Raw genomic sequence first — 16,659 nt, 5'->3', positions numbered from 1 at the left:
CAGAGCAGTGAGGCCCGACCGGCACGCCGGTCGAGCCTCACTGTGTGCCGTGCCGCTCCCGGCGCGGCGGCGGGTCAGTGGGTCAGTGGTCGGAGTAGCTGAAGTCGCCCACGGTCCAGGCACTGACGTCCTCGATCGCAACGCGATACATTCCGCCCGTCTCCGGAATCCCCACCGGGCCCTGCAGGATCCGGGCGACATGGAAGTGCAGATGCGTGGGCGGCCCGTCCTTCTTCGCCGGGGAGTCGAAGACGGCAGAGAACTCGCCCAGGTCGGCGGAATCCGTCAAAACCTCCGACACCCTCTGCCTCCACACGGCTTCGGGAGCCAGGCGACCGGTGATGACAGCACCACCGGTGACCACGGTCAGGGACATCTGATTGCTCCGCCCGGACTCCACCAGGGCGGCTATGTCAACGATCAGCTCGTCAGGCTTCGGCATGAGATCGGATTCTATGCACCGGCCCGTCCGCGCGGCCCAGGTGGTGGCACTACCCGGTAAGACGGGCGCACACGGCTTCCCCGGTGCCGCAATACAGGTCAAGCGTGCGCATGTGCGGCGCCTGCGAGTCGGGATCGTGGACGGCCACCTCGACGGGGAACGGGTGGGCCGTCAGTTCCGGTGTCCAGGTGCCCCCACTGTGGCGCAGGGCGCTGGTGACGAGTTCGGACACGATCAGGACCGCGGTGTCCGCGGCTCCCCGGGGTAATCGTCGGCTGCCGCAGGTCTTCGAGGAAGGCCCGTGCGGTATCACGTGTGTCGGCGACGGCCGCGGTGGAACGGACAGGTGTGTCGGTGACGGACATCGCGTTCATCAGGGTCACCCTGGCCTCTGGATCGTCCATGCCCGGCCCTTGCCCACCCGCCGCCTGTGCCCCGCCCGCCGATCCGCCGGAGTCACCGTGCTTGCCGGAGGGGACTGAGAATCGCGGTCGACGCGCCGCGCCGGTCGGCGGCGTCATGGGAAAGCCCGGTGGGCGGCTCTGGGTCTCATCCGTGCGTGGGACCTGCGCTGCGGACGGCCCCAAGCCTTCGCAGATCGGCTCAGGGGGATACCTCATCGTCGAGCGCACCAAATCTATGCTTGCTGCAGTAGACATTCGTCGCCTGCGTGATTATGGTTTCTCTCGTAGTCGAGATCGAGCAGGGCCCGGCAGACACGAACTGCCGGGCAGCAGTACACGCATGACGGTGCGGTGGTGGAGTTTCGAAGCCAGGTTGTTGTACGACGGCGACGGGACTGACGACCGGACCGGGTGGCCCGCAGTGACGAGGGGCCGCCGTGAGCAGGACCGCAGTCGATGCGGTTGCAGTACCAGCAGTGCTGTATCGAGCGGTGCCCTCGGTGAAGGCGTCGGGCTGCGGACGCGCGTGCCGGGGGTTCGGCAGTGGGGTTCCAAGCCAGATTGGACGCAGGACGGGCGACGGGATCGGCTGCCGGAGGTGGCGCTGTACGAGGCCACCAGCAGTTCGCGGTATCAGCAGTACAAGCGGCAGTTCCCGTTTGGTAAGTGATTGGTTCAGAGGGAAGAACGGAGGAGTCGAGCGCCATCAGGATCGCCCGGGCGGAAGACGCGAAGCCCGGGTACCGAGGACATCGATAGGTAGGTGGTCTCCGGTCACGCATCCGCGATCCCCGCACCCCCGTCGGAGTATCGGGCGGCTGTGCGGAAACAGAAGGCTGGCGCAGCACTAGGGCCGGCAGATGGTGTTGCAGTTCCTTCGGGGCCTTGGTGCCGTACGGCACCAAGGCCCCTCCACGCGTTCTACAGAGAGGTGAGATGACAGCAGATGAATCGCTGAGCCGTCTCGACGACGACGACTACCCCGCCTACACGATGGGCCGGGCCGCCGAGCTGCTCGGTACCACTCCCGGCTTTCTCCGCGCCATCGGCGAAGCGCGACTGATCACACCACTGCGCTCCGAGGGCGGACACCGCCGCTACTCCCGCTACCAACTGCGCATCGCGGCCCGCGCGCGTGAGCTCGTCGACCAGGGCACCCCGATCGAGGCCGCATGCCGGATCATCATCCTCGAAGACCAGCTCGAAGAAGCGCAGCGCATCAACGCCGAACACCACCGCGCCGGCGAATCGTCCAGTCCATCGGCCGCAGCCTGAGGTGAGCGGGCCCGCCGGCATCGGCGGGCCCTCACACCCGCGCACGGCCGGGCTGTGGCGCGCAGGGATGGTCCTCGTGTCCGAACGGTTCCACTGGCCTTTCCCTCGCCTCCGGTCCCGGCCGCGGCGCCCACCTCGGGTGAGACGGCCGGCATGCTCTGTACCCGAAGTTCCGGGTATTCGCCCTCCTCACCAACTGCCGCGACAACGGCCGCCCTCGACGGGTTCGACGTGGCCGTTTGCCACCTCCCCTCCAGGACATCCCCCATACGGCCGCAGCCGCTGATGGGGCCGCGAGTGCGGCGAGAGCACCGTGCCGCAGGAGTGAATGCGCTGCTGTTGTGGTCAATAGGCGGCGAGGGAAATGACGATGTAGTGCGCGGTGAAGGCCGCCACGGTCAAAGCGTGGAACACCTCGTGGAAGCCGAACCAGCGGGGCGAGGGGTCGGGGCGTTGGACGACGTGGACCACCGCGCCCGCGCTGTAGAGGAGACCGCCGGTCACTACCAGGGTGACTACGGCCGCTCCGGCGGTGTGCAAGAAGTCGGACGGGCAACGCACCGGTGCCCCCCAGGGCCAGGTAGCAGGGGGTGTACAGCCAGCGGGGAGCGTTGACCCACAGGACACGGAAGGCGGTACCGCCTTCACCAGTCCCTGTCCTGGCCGTCGGCGTGATCCGATCGATCCGGGGCACCCGGTGCGGGTGCCCCGACCCTGTCGGGAGGAAGAGATCACACAGGCAATGGATCACCACGCCCCACTCTCCGGTAGCGTCAAGGTATGAGTCATCCGCACCCCGAGCTGAAAGCCGCCCCGCCCCTGCCCGAAGGAGGGCTGCGGGTCATCGCCCTGGGCGGCCTGGGTGAGATCGGCCGCAACATGACCGTCTTCGAGCACGCCGGCAAACTGCTCATCGTCGACTGCGGGGTGCTGTTCCCTGAGGAGACCCAGCCCGGCGTGGACGTGATCCTGCCGGACTTCACCTCGATCCGGGACCGGCTGGACGACATCGTGGCCGTGGTCCTCACCCACGGCCACGAGGACCACATCGGCGGTGTGCCGTACCTGCTGCGCGAGCGCTCCGACATTCCCGTCGTCGGCTCCAAGCTGACGCTGGCGTTCCTGGAGGCCAAGCTCAAGGAACACGGCATCCGGCCGCGCACGGTGCGGGTGAAGGAGGGCGATCGGCGCGGCTTCGGGCCCTTCGACTGCGAGTTCGTGGCGGTCAACCACTCCATCCCGGACAGCCTCGCGGTCGCGATCCGCACCGGCGCCGGGATGGTGCTGCACACCGGCGACTTCAAGATGGACCAGTTCCCTCTCGACGACCGCATCACCGATCTGCGCGCCTTCGCCCGGCTCGGCGAGGAGGGCGTGGACCTGTTCCTCACCGACTCCACCAACGCCGAAGTACCCGGCTTCACCACCTCCGAGCGTGAGCTGAACCCGGCGATCGAGCAGGTGATGCGCACCGCGCCGCGCCGGGTCATCGTCTCCAGCTTCGCCAGCCACGTGCACCGCATCCAGCAGGTCCTGGACGCCGCCCACCAGCACGGCCGCAAGGTCGCCTTCGTCGGCCGGTCGATGGTCCGCAACATGGGCATCGCCCGGGACCTGGGCTATCTGAAGGTCCCGTCCGGTCTGGTCGTGAGCACGAAGGAGCTGGAGAAGCTCCCGGACCACAAGATCGCTCTGGTGTGCACCGGCTCCCAGGGCGAACCGATGGCCGCGCTGTCGCGGATGGCCAACCGCGACCACATGATCCGCATCGGCAAGGGCGACACCGTCCTGCTCGCCAGCTCCCTCATCCCCGGCAACGAGAACGCCATCTACCGGGTGATCAACGGACTCACCCGGTGGGGCGCCCATGTGGTCCACAAGGGCAACGCCAAGGTGCACGTCTCCGGGCACGCCAGCGCCGGCGAACTCGTCTACTGCTACAACATCGTCCGCCCCCGCAACGTCATGCCCGTGCACGGCGAATGGCGCCATCTGCGGGCCAACGGCGACCTCGCCATCCGTACCGGCGTGGACCCCGACCGGGTCGTCATCGCCGAGGACGGCGTCGTCGTCGACCTCGTCGACGGGCGCGCGTCCATCACCGGCAAGGTCCCCGCCGGCAACGTGTACGTGGACGGCATGGAAGTCGGCGGCGCCACCGAAGCGTCCCTCAAGGACCGCCTCACCCTCGCAGAGGAAGGCGTGGTCACGGTGGTGGCGATCGTCGACGCGGACACCGGCGCCCTCGCCGAGGCCCCCGACTTCCTGGCCCGCGGCTTCGTCCACGACGACGCCACCTTCGAGCCGGTCGTCCCCGTCATCGAGAAGACCCTGGCCACCGCGGCCGAGGAGGGCGTCGGGGACGCGCGCCAACTCGAACAGCTCCTCGCCCGCGCCGTGGCGAACTGGGCGTTCCGCGCCCATCGCCGCAAGCCCCTCATCATCCCCGTCATCATCGACGCCTGAGCCACAGCGAGGCAGCAGAACCGATGTCACATGCCGACAGCCGTGGCACAGAAAGATGCATGGGATGAGCCCGCGCTTCAAAGAGATCGACTACGCCCGACCCCGCTGAGGGGGAGCAGCGTGCGGCGTCGCGGCGTCCGGGGTCGGACGCCGATGTGTACAAGGTGAAAACTCGGCGATGGGTTCGTGATGTCCAGGCTCTTCACCGGCCAGCTGGGTCGGCCTGTACGAACAACTGCGCGCACGGTAATCCGTCACGCGGCGGCCCGGCTGCGGGAGGCGAGCTGGGGGAAGGCGTCCTCCCACACGGTGCGCACGGTGCGGCCGACGAGTGTGCGCAGCACCGGCCACAGCTGGAGGAGCAGGTCCTGGTTGAGGTAGCGGGGCAGGTCGTCGCGCAGGCCCTCGTGCAGGACGGTGCGGTACAGGCCCATGCGCTGGCGAGGCTTGCCCATGTCGTACGAGGTCATCCCGGACCAGGCCATGTGCAGCGGTAGCTCCACGACCCGGTGGGTCGGGCCGTGCAACTCGTCCAGTGACTCCGGCAGACGCCGTCGGAACTTCTCCCGGTACAGCGCGAGGTCCTCGGCGACCGGGCCCGAGAGGTCGCTCGGCGCGGGTGCGGGGTGCTGTGGGCTGGAGGGCATGAGTCCCTTATGGCGGCCGGAGAAGTGGCCCGGGTCATGATGTGCGAGCTTGTGTCCGGAGTCAACGGGAGCGGGCTGGTGCAGGTGCGCTGGGCGTGGCGGTCCGTTCCGTCCGAAGACGAGGAATGGACTGTTGGTCATGACGCTCTGGGCGCCTGCACGCTGGGCAGCGAGTCGAGAAACTAGTCCTGACCTGGCCTTTTCCGTGACTCGCTCAGGCCGACACCTCTCCGATGACGCATCAGGTCGAGTGCGCAGCGACCGGAGGCCTTCGGTCCCGGCCAAAAGTTCCAGAAAAATCCCAGAGGTTCCGCCACCTCCCCTCCCGCCTCGAATTTATGCAGGTCAGGAGGGGTATGGTGGAACTTTTTCTGAAGGCTTTCAGATGTCCCGGAAGATCTCGATCTGGGCCCCGACCGAGTTCAGCCGTTCGGCCAGGTCCTCGTAACCACGGTTGATGACATACACGTTGCGCAGGACCGACGTGCCCTCCGCCGCCATCATGGCCAGGAGGACGACCACGGCGGGGCGCAGGGCGGGCGGGCACATCATCTCGGCGGCGCGCCAGCGGGTGGGGCCCTCGACCAGGACCCGGTGGGGGTCCAGGAGTTGGAGGCGGCCGCCGAGGCGGTTGAGGTCGGTCAGGTAGATGGCGCGGTTGTCATAGACCCAGTCGTGGATGAGGGTCTGGCCCTGCGCGACCGCCGCGATCGCCGCGAAGAACGGGACGTTGTCGATGTTCAGGCCCGGGAACGGCATCGGGTGGATCTTGTCGATCGGCGCCTCCAGCTTGGAGGGCCGGACCGTGAGGTCGACCAGCCGGGTGCGGCCGTTGTCGGCGACGTACTCGGGGCTGCGGTCGTGGTCGAGGCCCATCTCCTCCAGGACCGCGAGCTCGATCTCCAGGAACTCGATCGGCACCCGGCGCACCGTCAGCTCGGACTCGGTGACGACGGCCGCGGCGAGCAGGCTCATCGCCTCGACCGGGTCCTCGGAGGGGGAGTAGTCCACGTCGACGTCGATGGTGTGCATGCCGTGCACGGTGAGCGTGGTGGTGCCGATGCCCTCGACCTTGACGCCCAGCGCCTCCAGGAAGAAACACAGGTCCTGGACCATGTAGTTGGAGGAGGCGTTGCGGATGACGGTGACGCCGTCGTGCCGGGCGGCTGCCAGCAGCGCGTTCTCGGTGACCGTGTCCCCGCGTTCGGTCAGCACGATCGGCCGCTCCGGGCGCACGGTGCGGTCCACCACCGCGTGGTACTGCCCCTCGGTCGCGGCGATCTCCAGGCCGAACCGGCGCAGCGCGATCATGTGCGGCTCGACGGTACGGGTGCCGAGGTCACAGCCGCCCGCGTACGGCAGCATGAAGCGGTCCTGGCGGTGCAGCAGGGGGCCGAGGAACATGATGATCGAGCGGGTGCGGCGGGCCGCGGCCGCGTCGATGGAGTCCAGGTCCAGCGTGGCGGGCGGCACGATCTCCAGGTCGACGCCGTCGTTGATCCACCGGGTGCGGACGCCGATCGAGCCCAGCACCTCCAGGAGGCGGTACACCTCCTCGATGCGGGCGACGCGGCGCAGCACCGTGCGGCCCCGGTTGAGCAGGGAGGCGCACAGCAGTGCCACGCACGCGTTCTTGCTCGTCTTCACATCGATGGCGCCCGAGAGGCGGCGGCCGCCGACGACGCGCAGATGCATGGGGCCGGCGTAGCCCAGAGAGACGATCTCGCTGTCGAGTGCTTCGCCGATGCGGGCGATCATCTCAAGGCTGATGTTCTGGTTGCCGCGCTCGATGCGGTTGACGGCGCTCTGGCTGGTGCCGAGAGCCTCCGCCAGTTGCGCCTGCGTCCAGCCGCGGTGCTGCCGGGCGTCGCGGATGAGCTTACCGATGCGTACGAGGTAGTCGTCTGACATGAGGCTGAGGCTATCTCAGATATGAGATGGCGCCTCCCGGGGGCCCCTTGGGTGGGTCCATTCGGGTGATAAGACGTCAATATTACCTGGTGTGGCGGGCGCTGCGCGTGCGTCGCCATCCGAAAGGTCCGGGCAAATCCACTGATGTCGTGCGACGTCCCGTGCTGCTCACGGTGTGGCGCGGGCCGCGCCTCCCGCCGGTGGTGAGGGACCAGGAGCGCTTGTTGATGTTCAGGCGCACCCCCGGGAAGATCCTGAAGCTCTTGCGGAACGTGAGTGGCATCCTTGTCTCCCTCGCTGGGTTCGTGGCGCCGGGTTCACGACGCCGGGTTCACGATGTCGTTGCCGTGCGTCTACCCCGTCCGGGTCCGGTGATGGCGGGACCGGGGAGGGGAGGGCCGGGAAGGAGGGGAGGGCCGGGAGCTGGGTACCCGGGAGGGCGGCATCCGGGTGCCGCGGGCGGGCCCACGCATGACCATTCGGCCGTGGTGTACTAGAGTTATCTCGACATCGAGATATCTGCCGAGGTGCACCGCAGTCGCCACCTTGGTAAGGAGTACCTAACTTAGCCTTACCTTAGCGGATCGGTCGAGACGTGGGTGGCGGCACCACGCGGCGCTGGCCGCACACGGTGTGCGGTGTGGTGGTACGCGTACATCAATGAAGGAGACTGTCGTGTCGGCGAACAGCTTCGACGCCCGCAGCACGCTGCAGGTGGGCGACGAGTCGTACGAGATTTTCCGGCTGGACAAGGTCGAGGGCTCCGCACGCCTTCCCTACAGCCTGAAGGTGCTGCTGGAGAACCTGCTCCGTACCGAGGACGGCGCGAACATCACCGCCGACCACATCCGCGCGCTCGGCTCCTGGGACTCCCAGGCCCAGCCGTCGCAGGAGATCCAGTACACCCCCGCCCGTGTGATCATGCAGGACTTCACCGGTGTTCCCTGTGTCGTGGACCTCGCCACCATGCGCGAGGCCGTCAAGGAGCTCGGCGGCGACCCGGCGAAGATCAACCCGCTGGCCCCGGCTGAGCTGGTCATCGACCACTCCGTCATCGCCGACAAGTTCGGCACCAACGACGCCTTCAAGGTGAACGTCGACCTGGAGTACGGCCGCAACAAGGAGCGCTACCAGTTCCTGCGCTGGGGCCAGACCGCCTTCGACGAGTTCAAGGTCGTCCCGCCCGGCACCGGCATCGTCCACCAGGTGAACATCGAGCACCTGGCCCGCGTCGTCATGACCCGTGACGGCAAGGCCTACCCCGACACCCTGGTCGGCACCGACTCGCACACCACCATGGTCAACGGCCTCGGCGTCCTCGGCTGGGGCGTCGGCGGCATCGAGGCCGAGGCCGCCATGCTCGGCCAGCCGGTCTCCATGCTGATCCCGCGCGTCGTCGGCTTCAAGCTGACCGGTGAGCTCAAGCCCGGCACCACCGCCACCGACCTGGTGCTGACCATCACCGAGATGCTGCGCAAGCACGGCGTCGTCGGCAAGTTCGTCGAGTTCTACGGCGAGGGCGTCGCCGCGACGAGCCTGGCCAACCGCGCCACCATCGGCAACATGTCGCCGGAGTTCGGCTCCACCGCCGCCATCTTCCCGATCGACGGCGAGACGCTGAACTACCTGCGCCTGACCGGCCGCAGCGAGCAGCAGGTCGCGCTCGTCGAGGCGTACGCCAAGGAGCAGGGCCTCTGGCTGGACCCGAAGGCCGAGCCGGACTTCTCCGAGAAGCTCGAGCTGGACCTGGCCACGGTCGTACCCTCCATCGCCGGCCCGAAGCGCCCGCAGGACCGCATCGTCCTCGCCGACGCGAAGGCCCAGTTCTCCCAGGACGTACGCAACTACGTCAAGGACGGCGGCGACGTCGACGAGGCCAGCAAGGAGTCCTTCCCGGCCTCCGACTCGCCGGCCATCTCCAACGGCGCCCCCAGCCACAAGGTGAAGGTCACCGCCGCCGACGGCACGGAGTACGAGCTCGACCACGGCCACGTCACCGTCGCCGCGATCACCTCCTGCACCAACACCTCCAACCCGTACGTCATGGTCGCCGCCGCCCTGGTGGCCAAGAAGGCGGTCGAGAAGGGCCTGACCCGCAAGCCGTGGGTCAAGACCACCCTCGCCCCGGGCTCCAAGGTCGTCACCGACTACTTCGACAAGGCGGGCCTGACCCCGTACCTCGACAAGGTCGGCTTCAACCTCGTCGGCTACGGCTGCACCACCTGCATCGGCAACTCCGGCCCGCTGCCGGAGGAGGTCTCCAAGGCGGTCAACGAGCACGACCTCGCCGTCACCTCGGTGCTCTCCGGCAACCGCAACTTCGAGGGCCGGATCAACCCCGACGTCAAGATGAACTACCTGGCGTCCCCGCCGCTGGTCGTGGCCTACGCCATCGCCGGTTCGATGAAGGTGGACATCACCCGCGAGTCCCTGGGCCTGGACCAGGACGGCAACCCGGTCTTCCTCAAGGACATCTGGCCGACCGAGGCCGAGGTCAACGACGTCGTCGCCAACACCATCGGCGAGGACATGTTCACCAAGTCCTACGCCGACGTCTTCGCCGGTGACGCCCAGTGGCAGGCGCTGCCGATCCCGACCGGCGACACCTTCGAGTGGGACGCCGAGTCCACCTACGTCCGCAAGCCCCCGTACTTCGAGGGCATGGGCATGGAGCCGGCCCCGGTCGAGGACATCGCCGGCGCCCGCGTGCTGGCCAAGCTGGGCGACTCGGTCACCACCGACCACATCTCCCCGGCCGGTGCCATCAAGGCCGACACCCCGGCCGGCAAGTACCTCACGGAGCACGGCGTCGAGCGCCGCGACTTCAACAGCTACGGCTCCCGCCGCGGCAACCACGAGGTCATGATCCGCGGTACGTTCGCCAACATCCGCCTGCGCAACGAGATCGCGCCGGGCACCGAGGGCGGCTACACCCGCGACTTCACCCAGGACGGCGGTCCGGTGTCGTTCATCTACGACGCCTCGCGCAACTACATCGACCAGGGCATCCCGCTGGTCGTCCTGGCGGGCAAGGAGTACGGCTCCGGCTCGTCCCGCGACTGGGCCGCCAAGGGCACCGCGCTGCTCGGCGTCAAGGCCGTCATCGCCGAGTCGTACGAGCGCATCCACCGCTCGAACCTCATCGGCATGGGCGTGCTGCCGCTCCAGTTCCCGGAGGGCCACACCGCCGAGACCCTCGGTCTCACGGGCGAGGAGACCTTCTCCTTCGCCGGCGTCACCGAGCTGAACAACGGCACCATCCCGGGCACGGTGAAGGTCACCACCGACACCGGCGTCGAGTTCGACGGTGTCGTCCGCATCGACACCCCCGGCGAGGCGGACTACTACCGCAACGGCGGCATCCTGCAGTACGTGCTGCGCAGCCTGATCAGCAAGTGACCCGGTCGACGAGTGACCTGGTCGGTAAGTGACCTGATCGGCAAGTAAGCGGTATCGCAAGACAGTCGAGGGCCGCATCCCCGTCCGCCGGGGATGCGGCCCTCGCTGCGTCAGCCGTTTACAACCGGAGCGTACGGCGCTACCTTCCCTGACGAGCGGGATGGGAGCGCTCCCATCCTTTCGGCGGACCGGAACCCGCCGCAGGCGCGCTCCCGTCCCGCTCGCCCCCCCCACGCACCCATGCGCACGACCCGTAATCGCAGCGGGGCACTTGTCGGCACAAGGGAAAGGCGGGTTCGGGCCAGGCCCGAACCCGCCTCGAGGGGTGGGCTCAGCTCAGGAGTTCCACCTCCGCCAGGGCCGACTCACCGGTGAGGACCAGCCGGTAGTGGCCGTAGGCCTTCGGCTTGTCGATGGAGAAGGCCCGGGTCTGCCGGTCCCAGCGGAAGGACTCGTCCGCCCGCTCGTCCAGGTCCTTCCACGTCCGGCCGTCCGAAGACCCCTGCAGCACCCAGCCCGTGGGCGCCTCGGCGGCCTTCGAGGACGTCAGCGTGTACTGCACCGCCTTCGGCTGCCCGGTCACCGGCAGGTCGACCGCGGACACCGTGGCGCCGGTCGCCGACGTGTCGTCGAACAGGGCGCCCTCGGCCCTCAGCACGTCCGCGCGGGGCGTGGGCACCTTGTCGTCCTGGGTGATCGACACCGGCGCCGCGTTCTTGCCGGTGCCCCACGACGACGGCCGCGGGCCCATGTCGAACTCCAGGACGCCGCCCTTCGCGATCAGCGCGTGGGGGAGCGAAGTGGAGTTCCAGCGCTTGCCGTTGACCTTCAGACCCTGCACGTAGACGTTCTTCGCGCTGTTCTTCGGCGCCTTGACGACCAGCTTGCGGCCGTTCTCCAGGTGCACGGTCGCCTTGGTGAACAGCGGGGAGCCGATGGCGTACTCGCCGCTGCCCATCACCAGCGGGTAGAAGCCGAGCGAGGAGAACAGGTACCAGGCCGACTGCTCGCCGTTGTCCTCGTCGCCGTGGTACCCCTGCCCGATCTCGCTGCCGGTGTAGAGCCGGGACAGCACCTCACGGACGTTCTTCTGGGTCTTCCAGGGCTGCCCGGCCGCGTCGTACATGTACAGGGCGTGGTGGGCGACCTGGTTGGAGTGCCCGTACATGCCCATCCGGACGTCCCGCGCCTCGGTCATCTCGTGGATGACCCCGCCGTAGGAGCCCTTGAACTCCGGGGAGGCCGTCTCCGGGGTGGCCAGGTACGCGTCGAGCTTGTCCGCGAGGCCGCCCCGCCCGCCGTAGAGGTTGGCCAGGCCGCGGCTGTCCTGGGGGGCGGTGAAGGCGTAGCCCCAGCCGTTGGTCTCGGTGTAGTCGTGACCCCACACGCGCGGGTCGTACTTCGAGGACTCGACGCGCCAGTCGCCCTTCGTGTTCTTCCCCTGGAAGAAGCCGGCCTCGGAATCGAAGAGGTTGACGTAGTCCCGGGCCCGGTTCAGGAAGTACGCGGACTCCTCCCGGTAGCGCCTGTCGCCGGTCTTCTCGTACAGGGCCTCGCCCATCTTCGCGATGCCGTAGTCGTTGAGGTAGCCCTCCAGCGCCCACGACAGGCCCTCGTGCGTCTCGGTGCCGGTGTAGCCGAGGAACGGCGAGGTCGCCATGCCCTTGCGGCCCACACCGGACGACGGGGGCACCACGGTGGCGTTCTTCACGGCCGCGTCGTACGCCGCTTCCGCGTCGAAGCCGACGCCCTTGACGTAGGCGTCCGCGAACGCCACGTCCGAGGAGGTGCCGGTCATCAGGTCGGCGTAGCCGGGGGAGGACCAGCGCGAGGTCCAGCCGCCGTCCTTGTAGTGCTGCACGAACCCGTCGACCAGCTCACCCGCCTTGGAGGGGGTCAGGAAGGAGTAGGCGGGCCAGGTGGTCCGGTAGGTGTCCCAGAAGCCGTTGTTGACGTACACCTTGCCCTCGACGATCTTCGCGCCGGTGTGCGTCGGGGTGTCGGGCCCGGGCATCTTCGAGAACGGCGAGGCGTACTTGTGGGTGCCGTCGACCTTCTCGAAGCCGGAGTTCGGGTACAGGTACAGCCGGTACAGGCTGGAGTAGAGCGTGGTCAGCTGGTCCGGGGTGGCGCCCTCGACCTCGACCTTGCCGAGGATCCGGTCCCACTGTTGCTGGGCGCTCTTCCTGACCGCCTCGAAGGAGCGGCCCTCGGGGATCTCCTGGCGCAGGTTGTCCTTCGCCTGGTCGACGCTGATCAGGGAGGTGGCCAGGCGCAGGGTGACCGTACGGTCCTTGCCCGCGTCGAACCGCAGATGGCCCGTGACGCCGTTCGCGTCGCCGCCGGTGACCTTCTTGTCGAACTCGCCGTACACGAACAGCCGGGTGGCGCCCGTGGACAGCCCGGACTTGACGTCCGAGTAGCCGGTGAAGGTGCCGTTCTCCCTGTCGAGGGTCAGGCCGGCCTGCTCGGTGACGTTGTCGAACAGGACGCTCGCGTCGTCGCCGGGATAGGTGAAGCGCATGACCGCCGCGTGGTCGGCCGGCGCGATCTCGGCCTTCTGGCCGTTCTCGAACCGCACCCCGTAGTAGTACGGCCGCGCGGTCTCGTTCTCGTGCCGGAAGGCCAGTTCGCGTTCCTCCCGGCCGAGGTCCGGGGTGCCGGACGCGGCGGAGGGCAGCACCTGGAAGGTCTGCCGGTCGCCCATCCAGGGACTCGGCTCATGGCTCGCGCTGAACGCCTGGATCGTCGGCAGGTTGTCCGCGTTGTTGCCGCGCGCGTAGTCGTACAGCCAGCTCAGCGAGCCGGCGTTGGTCACCGGGGTCCAGAAGTTGAAGCCGTGCGGCACGGCCGTCGCCGGGAAGTTGTTGCCGCGGGAGAAGCCGCTGCTGGAGTTGGTGCCCCGGGTCGTCACCGCGTGGTCGGACAGGTGGGCCTTGGGCCGTTCGGGTTTCACCGTGGTCAGCGAGATGTCGTCCAGCCAGCCGCGGAACTTGGCGGGTCCCTTGGGGGAGTCGTACGCCACCAGGATCCGGTCGACGGTCCTGCCGGCCGCGACCGAGCCGATCCGGGAGGTCACGTCGTTCCACTGGTTGACGTACAGGACCTTCGAGGCGCCCTGCCCGCGCGGGGTCAGCGGGAAGCCGTGCTGGTCGGTGGCGCGCAGGTCGCTCAGCCGGGAGCCGTCGGTGAAGACCAGGTCCACGGAGACGTGGGTGGCGTCGTAGTCGAGGTCGCCGTCCGCCATGGACGGGAAGACGCGGTAGGCCAGCTGGGTGTTCCGGCCGACCGCCACATCGACGTCGAAGACCTTGTTGTACGAGTACGCCCGTCCGTCGGCGGTGTGCCGTCCGGCGTAGCGCAGGGCACGCTTTCCGGTGAATCCGGCGCCCGACTTCGCCGTCGGGGAGCCGCTCGGGCCGCGGTCGACCAGCGAGAGCATGTCCTGCGGGACGGGCTCCTCGGTATCGCCGGTGGAGAACTGGACGTCGGCGAGCTGGAGCGCGTCCGCCCCGCCGTTCTTCGTGATCTCCAGCCGGAAGTGCCGGTACCCGGCGACGGCCGACGCGTCGAGGTCGTAGACCTTGGTCTGGAACCGCTCGGCGAACGTCTCGCCCGAACGGGTGTCGAGGGTCTTCCAGTTCTCGCCGTCGGCCGACCCCTTCAGGGTCCAGTCCCGCGGGTCGCGTTCGGCGTGGTCGTTGGCCGAGGTGAGCGCGTACCGGACCACCTCGACCGGTGCGTCCAGGTCGAACTCGGCCCAGCCGGTGGACGCGAAGGCCAGCCACTTGCTGCCGGGCTCGCCGTCGGCGAGGTTCTCCTTCACCTCCCCGGCGGCCGTGTGCTCCGAGCTGGCGCGCACGTCCGTGACGTGGTCGGTGACATTGCCCGGTATGCCGCTGCTGAAGCCGCCGTCCACGCCCGAGGCGCGCTTCTTGCCGCCCGGTGCGGTGTCGACCGTGTTCAGCCAGTCGGGGGAGGGCTCCCCCGGCTCGAACGACGAAGCGAACTCCCGGTCGGCCCGGTCGGGGGCCCCGGGAAGGGCGACCGCGACGCCCGGCGAGGCCGCTGCCACGGCGAAGGCGGTCGTCGCGACGACCGCCGGACCCCATCTGAGGCGAACTCTGTGCCGAACTCCGTGTTGCATGCGCGAGCACCCTCCCTGCGCTGGACAACGTTGTCAAAATTGCTGCGCAAGCACCAGTAGTGGGCCAAGTGGCGAGTGGTGTCAAGGGTGTTGGCTGCGTCGTTCACGTCCGGGGGAAGGAATTCCTCCGCTGCGGAACGCGATGACCGATCATTTTTCCGCCAGGTCTCAACTCGGAAAAGACCGATGGTGAACCTTGTGTTCGATCTTGCTCCGTCGGAGGGAAGTGGACTATACCTGTCGGCACTCCGGGGCATTCTCACAGCACCTCGAACAGCAGACGTCCCGTACCACCGGTGCCGTCGGCACCGGCCGCACTTCCTGCACGACCCAGCTTGACCCGAACGCGGTGCCGGGAAGGATCCGGTTCACCGCCTGAGTCCTGGAGAAGGCGAGGACTTGAGCATGGGATCCACTTCCGCCGAGAACGACGGCACCCGTGACCGCGGCACGCGTACCCGCGATATTTTCGGCCACAGCACCACCGGAGTCGGCCGCCGTGATCTGATCAAGCGGTCCGCGGTGCTCGGCCTGGTCTCCGTACCCGCGATGGGTTTCCTGTCCGCGTGTGCCAGCGGCGGCGGGAAGGACCAGGACAAGGCCGAGGCGGGCAAGAAGACCGAGCAGAACCCGCTCGGCGTCAATGACACCGCGCAGATGGAATTCGTCCTGTTCGACGGCGGTTTCGGCAAGGAGTACGCCGAGGACGCGGTCAAGATCTACGAGAAGGCCTTCCCCGGGGCGACGGTCGATTTCTCCGCCACCCAGAAGATCCAGTCCACCCTGCAGCCGCGGTTCAACCAGGGCACCCCGCCCGACCTCATCGACAACTCCGGCGCCGAACAGATGGACATGGGCGTCCTGGTCGGCAAGAAGCAGCTCGCCGACCTCACCCCGCTGCTGGACGCCCCCTCCTACGACGACCCGGCCAGGAAGGTCCGCGACACGCTGCGCCCCGGCATCGTGGAGATGGGCCGGTTCGACGGCGAGCAGGTCTGGATCCTGTACTACGCCTACACGGTCTACGGCGTCTGGTACTCGCAGAAGGCCCTGGCCTCGCTCGACGAGCAGTACCCCGAGACCTGGGACCAGATGCTCGCGGTCTGCGCCAAGGCCAAGAAGAAGGGCATGGCGGGCTGGACGTACGCGGGCAAGTACCCGTACTACCTCCCCTTCTCGCTCTACCCGATGATCGGCAAGGTCGGCGGGCGCGAGGTGCTCGACGCCATCGACAACCTGGAGCCGAACGCCTGGAAGCACCCCGCCGTCAAGGCGTGCCTCGAGGCCTACTACGAGCTCCAGCAGAAGGGCTACGTCCTCAGGGGCACCCCGGGCCTGGACCACGTCCAGTCCCAGACCGCCTGGGCCCAGGGCAAGGCGCTGTTCATCCCGAACGGCTCCTGGGTGGAGAACGAGTCGGCGAAGGTCATCCCCGCCGACTTCGACCTGGCCGTCTCCGCGCCCACCGGACTCGACTCCTCCGACAAGCTGCCCTTCGGCACCATCTGGGCCTCCGGCGGCGAACCCTTCGTCGTCCCCGCCAAGGCGAAGAACGGCACCGGCGGCATGGAGCAACTGCGCATCATGCTCAGCGAGGCGTCCTCGAGGAACTTCACCGGCAAGGTGAAGTCGCTGACCGCGTACAACGGCGGCACCGACGGCATCGAACTCACCCCGGGCCTGAAGGCCGGTGTCGCCGCGCTCGACAAGGCCGGCGAGAACGTGGTGAACCCGCGCATCCAGGACTGGTACGTGCAGCTCCAGAAGGAGAAGATCGGCGTCTCCGGGATCGGCGAGATGATGGCCGGCCGCGCGACCCCGGCCGAGACCATCAAGAAGATCCAGGGCTTCGCCGACGAGGCGGCCAAGGACTCGTCGATCAAGCACTACAAGCACCAGTGAGAATCCGTCACCGGGGCCGGTCCGGCACACCCGTGCCGGACCGGCCCCGGCGGCGCCCGCGCGCAG

At 68.3% G+C, this 16,659-nt stretch carries 10 protein-coding genes and 1 pseudogene; 4 read left to right on the top strand and 7 right to left on the bottom strand.

Going from position 1 to position 16,659, the window contains the following annotated elements; all coding sequences use genetic code 11:
* Positions 1-82: 82 nt before the first annotated feature.
* Complete coding sequence (locus ACTWJ9_RS05880) at positions 83-442, bottom strand: hypothetical protein (protein WP_279333138.1); 360 nt, start codon at positions 440-442, stop codon at positions 83-85.
* A 49-nt stretch (positions 443-491) separates the two neighbouring features.
* Positions 492-674, bottom strand: coding sequence for a hypothetical protein (locus ACTWJ9_RS05875; protein WP_341483678.1), 183 nt, complete (start codon positions 672-674; stop codon positions 492-494).
* Positions 675-1,782: 1,108 nt separating this feature from the next.
* On the opposite strand from ACTWJ9_RS05875, the gene ACTWJ9_RS05870 reads away from it, so the two are divergent.
* Complete coding sequence (locus ACTWJ9_RS05870; protein ID WP_279333137.1) at positions 1,783-2,121, top strand: helix-turn-helix domain-containing protein; 339 nt, start codon at positions 1,783-1,785, stop codon at positions 2,119-2,121.
* Between the two features lie 345 nt (positions 2,122-2,466).
* Here the strand turns inward: ACTWJ9_RS05870 and ACTWJ9_RS05865 are convergent.
* Positions 2,467-2,761 (bottom strand): annotated as a pseudogene (locus ACTWJ9_RS05865) (hemolysin III family protein); the annotation flags it as partial.
* Between the two features lie 140 nt (positions 2,762-2,901).
* Between ACTWJ9_RS05865 and ACTWJ9_RS05860 the strand changes: the two are divergent.
* A complete protein-coding gene (locus ACTWJ9_RS05860; protein ID WP_279333136.1) occupies positions 2,902-4,587 on the top strand; it encodes a ribonuclease J in 1,686 nt (561 codons plus the stop codon).
* Positions 4,588-4,841: 254 nt separating this feature from the next.
* On the opposite strand, the gene ACTWJ9_RS05855 is transcribed toward ACTWJ9_RS05860, so the two are convergent.
* The 3 genes from ACTWJ9_RS05855 to ACTWJ9_RS05845 all read right to left on the bottom strand — a co-directional run bounded on the left by ACTWJ9_RS05855 (position 4,842) and on the right by ACTWJ9_RS05845 (position 7,428).
* Complete coding sequence (locus tag ACTWJ9_RS05855) at positions 4,842-5,234, bottom strand: hypothetical protein (RefSeq protein WP_279333135.1); 393 nt, start codon at positions 5,232-5,234, stop codon at positions 4,842-4,844.
* Between the two features lie 381 nt (positions 5,235-5,615).
* A complete protein-coding gene (locus tag ACTWJ9_RS05850; RefSeq protein ID WP_443295275.1) occupies positions 5,616-7,145 on the bottom strand; it encodes a helix-turn-helix domain-containing protein in 1,530 nt (509 codons plus the stop codon).
* Between the two features lie 82 nt (positions 7,146-7,227).
* Positions 7,228-7,428 (bottom strand): DUF4236 domain-containing protein, encoded by a 201-nt coding sequence (locus tag ACTWJ9_RS05845; protein ID WP_384207408.1) that lies wholly within the window; start codon positions 7,426-7,428, stop codon positions 7,228-7,230.
* Between the two features lie 392 nt (positions 7,429-7,820).
* On the opposite strand from ACTWJ9_RS05845, the gene acnA reads away from it, so the two are divergent.
* A complete protein-coding gene (gene acnA, locus ACTWJ9_RS05840) occupies positions 7,821-10,544 on the top strand; it encodes an aconitate hydratase AcnA (RefSeq protein WP_279333132.1) in 2,724 nt (907 codons plus the stop codon).
* A gap of 331 nt (positions 10,545-10,875) precedes the next feature.
* On the opposite strand, the gene ACTWJ9_RS05835 is transcribed toward acnA, so the two are convergent.
* On the bottom strand, positions 10,876-14,691 hold the full coding sequence (locus ACTWJ9_RS05835; protein ID WP_443295274.1) for a GH92 family glycosyl hydrolase: 3,816 nt from the start codon (positions 14,689-14,691) through the stop codon (positions 10,876-10,878).
* A 405-nt stretch (positions 14,692-15,096) separates the two neighbouring features.
* Here ACTWJ9_RS05835 and ngcE point away from each other — a divergent pair, with 405 nt between their 5' ends.
* The gene (gene ngcE / locus ACTWJ9_RS05830; protein WP_279333130.1) at positions 15,097-16,593 is read left to right on the top strand and encodes an N-acetylglucosamine/diacetylchitobiose ABC transporter substrate-binding protein; all 1,497 of its coding nucleotides are present in this window, start codon (positions 15,097-15,099) and stop codon (positions 16,591-16,593) included.
* Positions 16,594-16,659 lie beyond the last annotated feature (66 nt).

Origin of the sequence: Streptomyces sp. GDS52 (assembly GCF_052246875.1) — a bacterium.
In the GTDB taxonomy this organism is placed as follows: domain Bacteria; phylum Actinomycetota; class Actinomycetes; order Streptomycetales; family Streptomycetaceae; genus Streptomyces; species Streptomyces cathayae.
The sequence above is the reverse complement of the archived record's forward strand: the minus strand, read 5'-3'. Positions and strand labels throughout refer to the sequence as shown.

Excerpts from the sequence above, each read along its gene's own strand:
- ACTWJ9_RS05860 (WP_279333136.1), top strand. The coding sequence starts at position 2,902 with ATGAGTCATCCGCACCCCGAGCTGAAAGCCGCCCCGCCCCTGCCCGAA.
- ACTWJ9_RS05855 (WP_279333135.1), bottom strand. The coding sequence starts at position 5,234 with ATGCCCTCCAGCCCACAGCACCCCGCACCCGCGCCGAGCGACCTCTCG.
- ACTWJ9_RS05880 (WP_279333138.1), bottom strand. The coding sequence starts at position 442 with ATGCCGAAGCCTGACGAGCTGATCGTTGACATAGCCGCCCTGGTGGAG.
- ngcE (WP_279333130.1), top strand. The coding sequence starts at position 15,097 with ATGGGATCCACTTCCGCCGAGAACGACGGCACCCGTGACCGCGGCACG.
- ACTWJ9_RS05870 (WP_279333137.1), top strand. The coding sequence starts at position 1,783 with ATGACAGCAGATGAATCGCTGAGCCGTCTCGACGACGACGACTACCCC.
- ACTWJ9_RS05845 (WP_384207408.1), bottom strand. The coding sequence starts at position 7,428 with ATGCCACTCACGTTCCGCAAGAGCTTCAGGATCTTCCCGGGGGTGCGC.
- ACTWJ9_RS05835 (WP_443295274.1), bottom strand. The coding sequence starts at position 14,691 with ATGCAACACGGAGTTCGGCACAGAGTTCGCCTCAGATGGGGTCCGGCG.
- ACTWJ9_RS05850 (WP_443295275.1), bottom strand. The coding sequence starts at position 7,145 with ATGTCAGACGACTACCTCGTACGCATCGGTAAGCTCATCCGCGACGCC.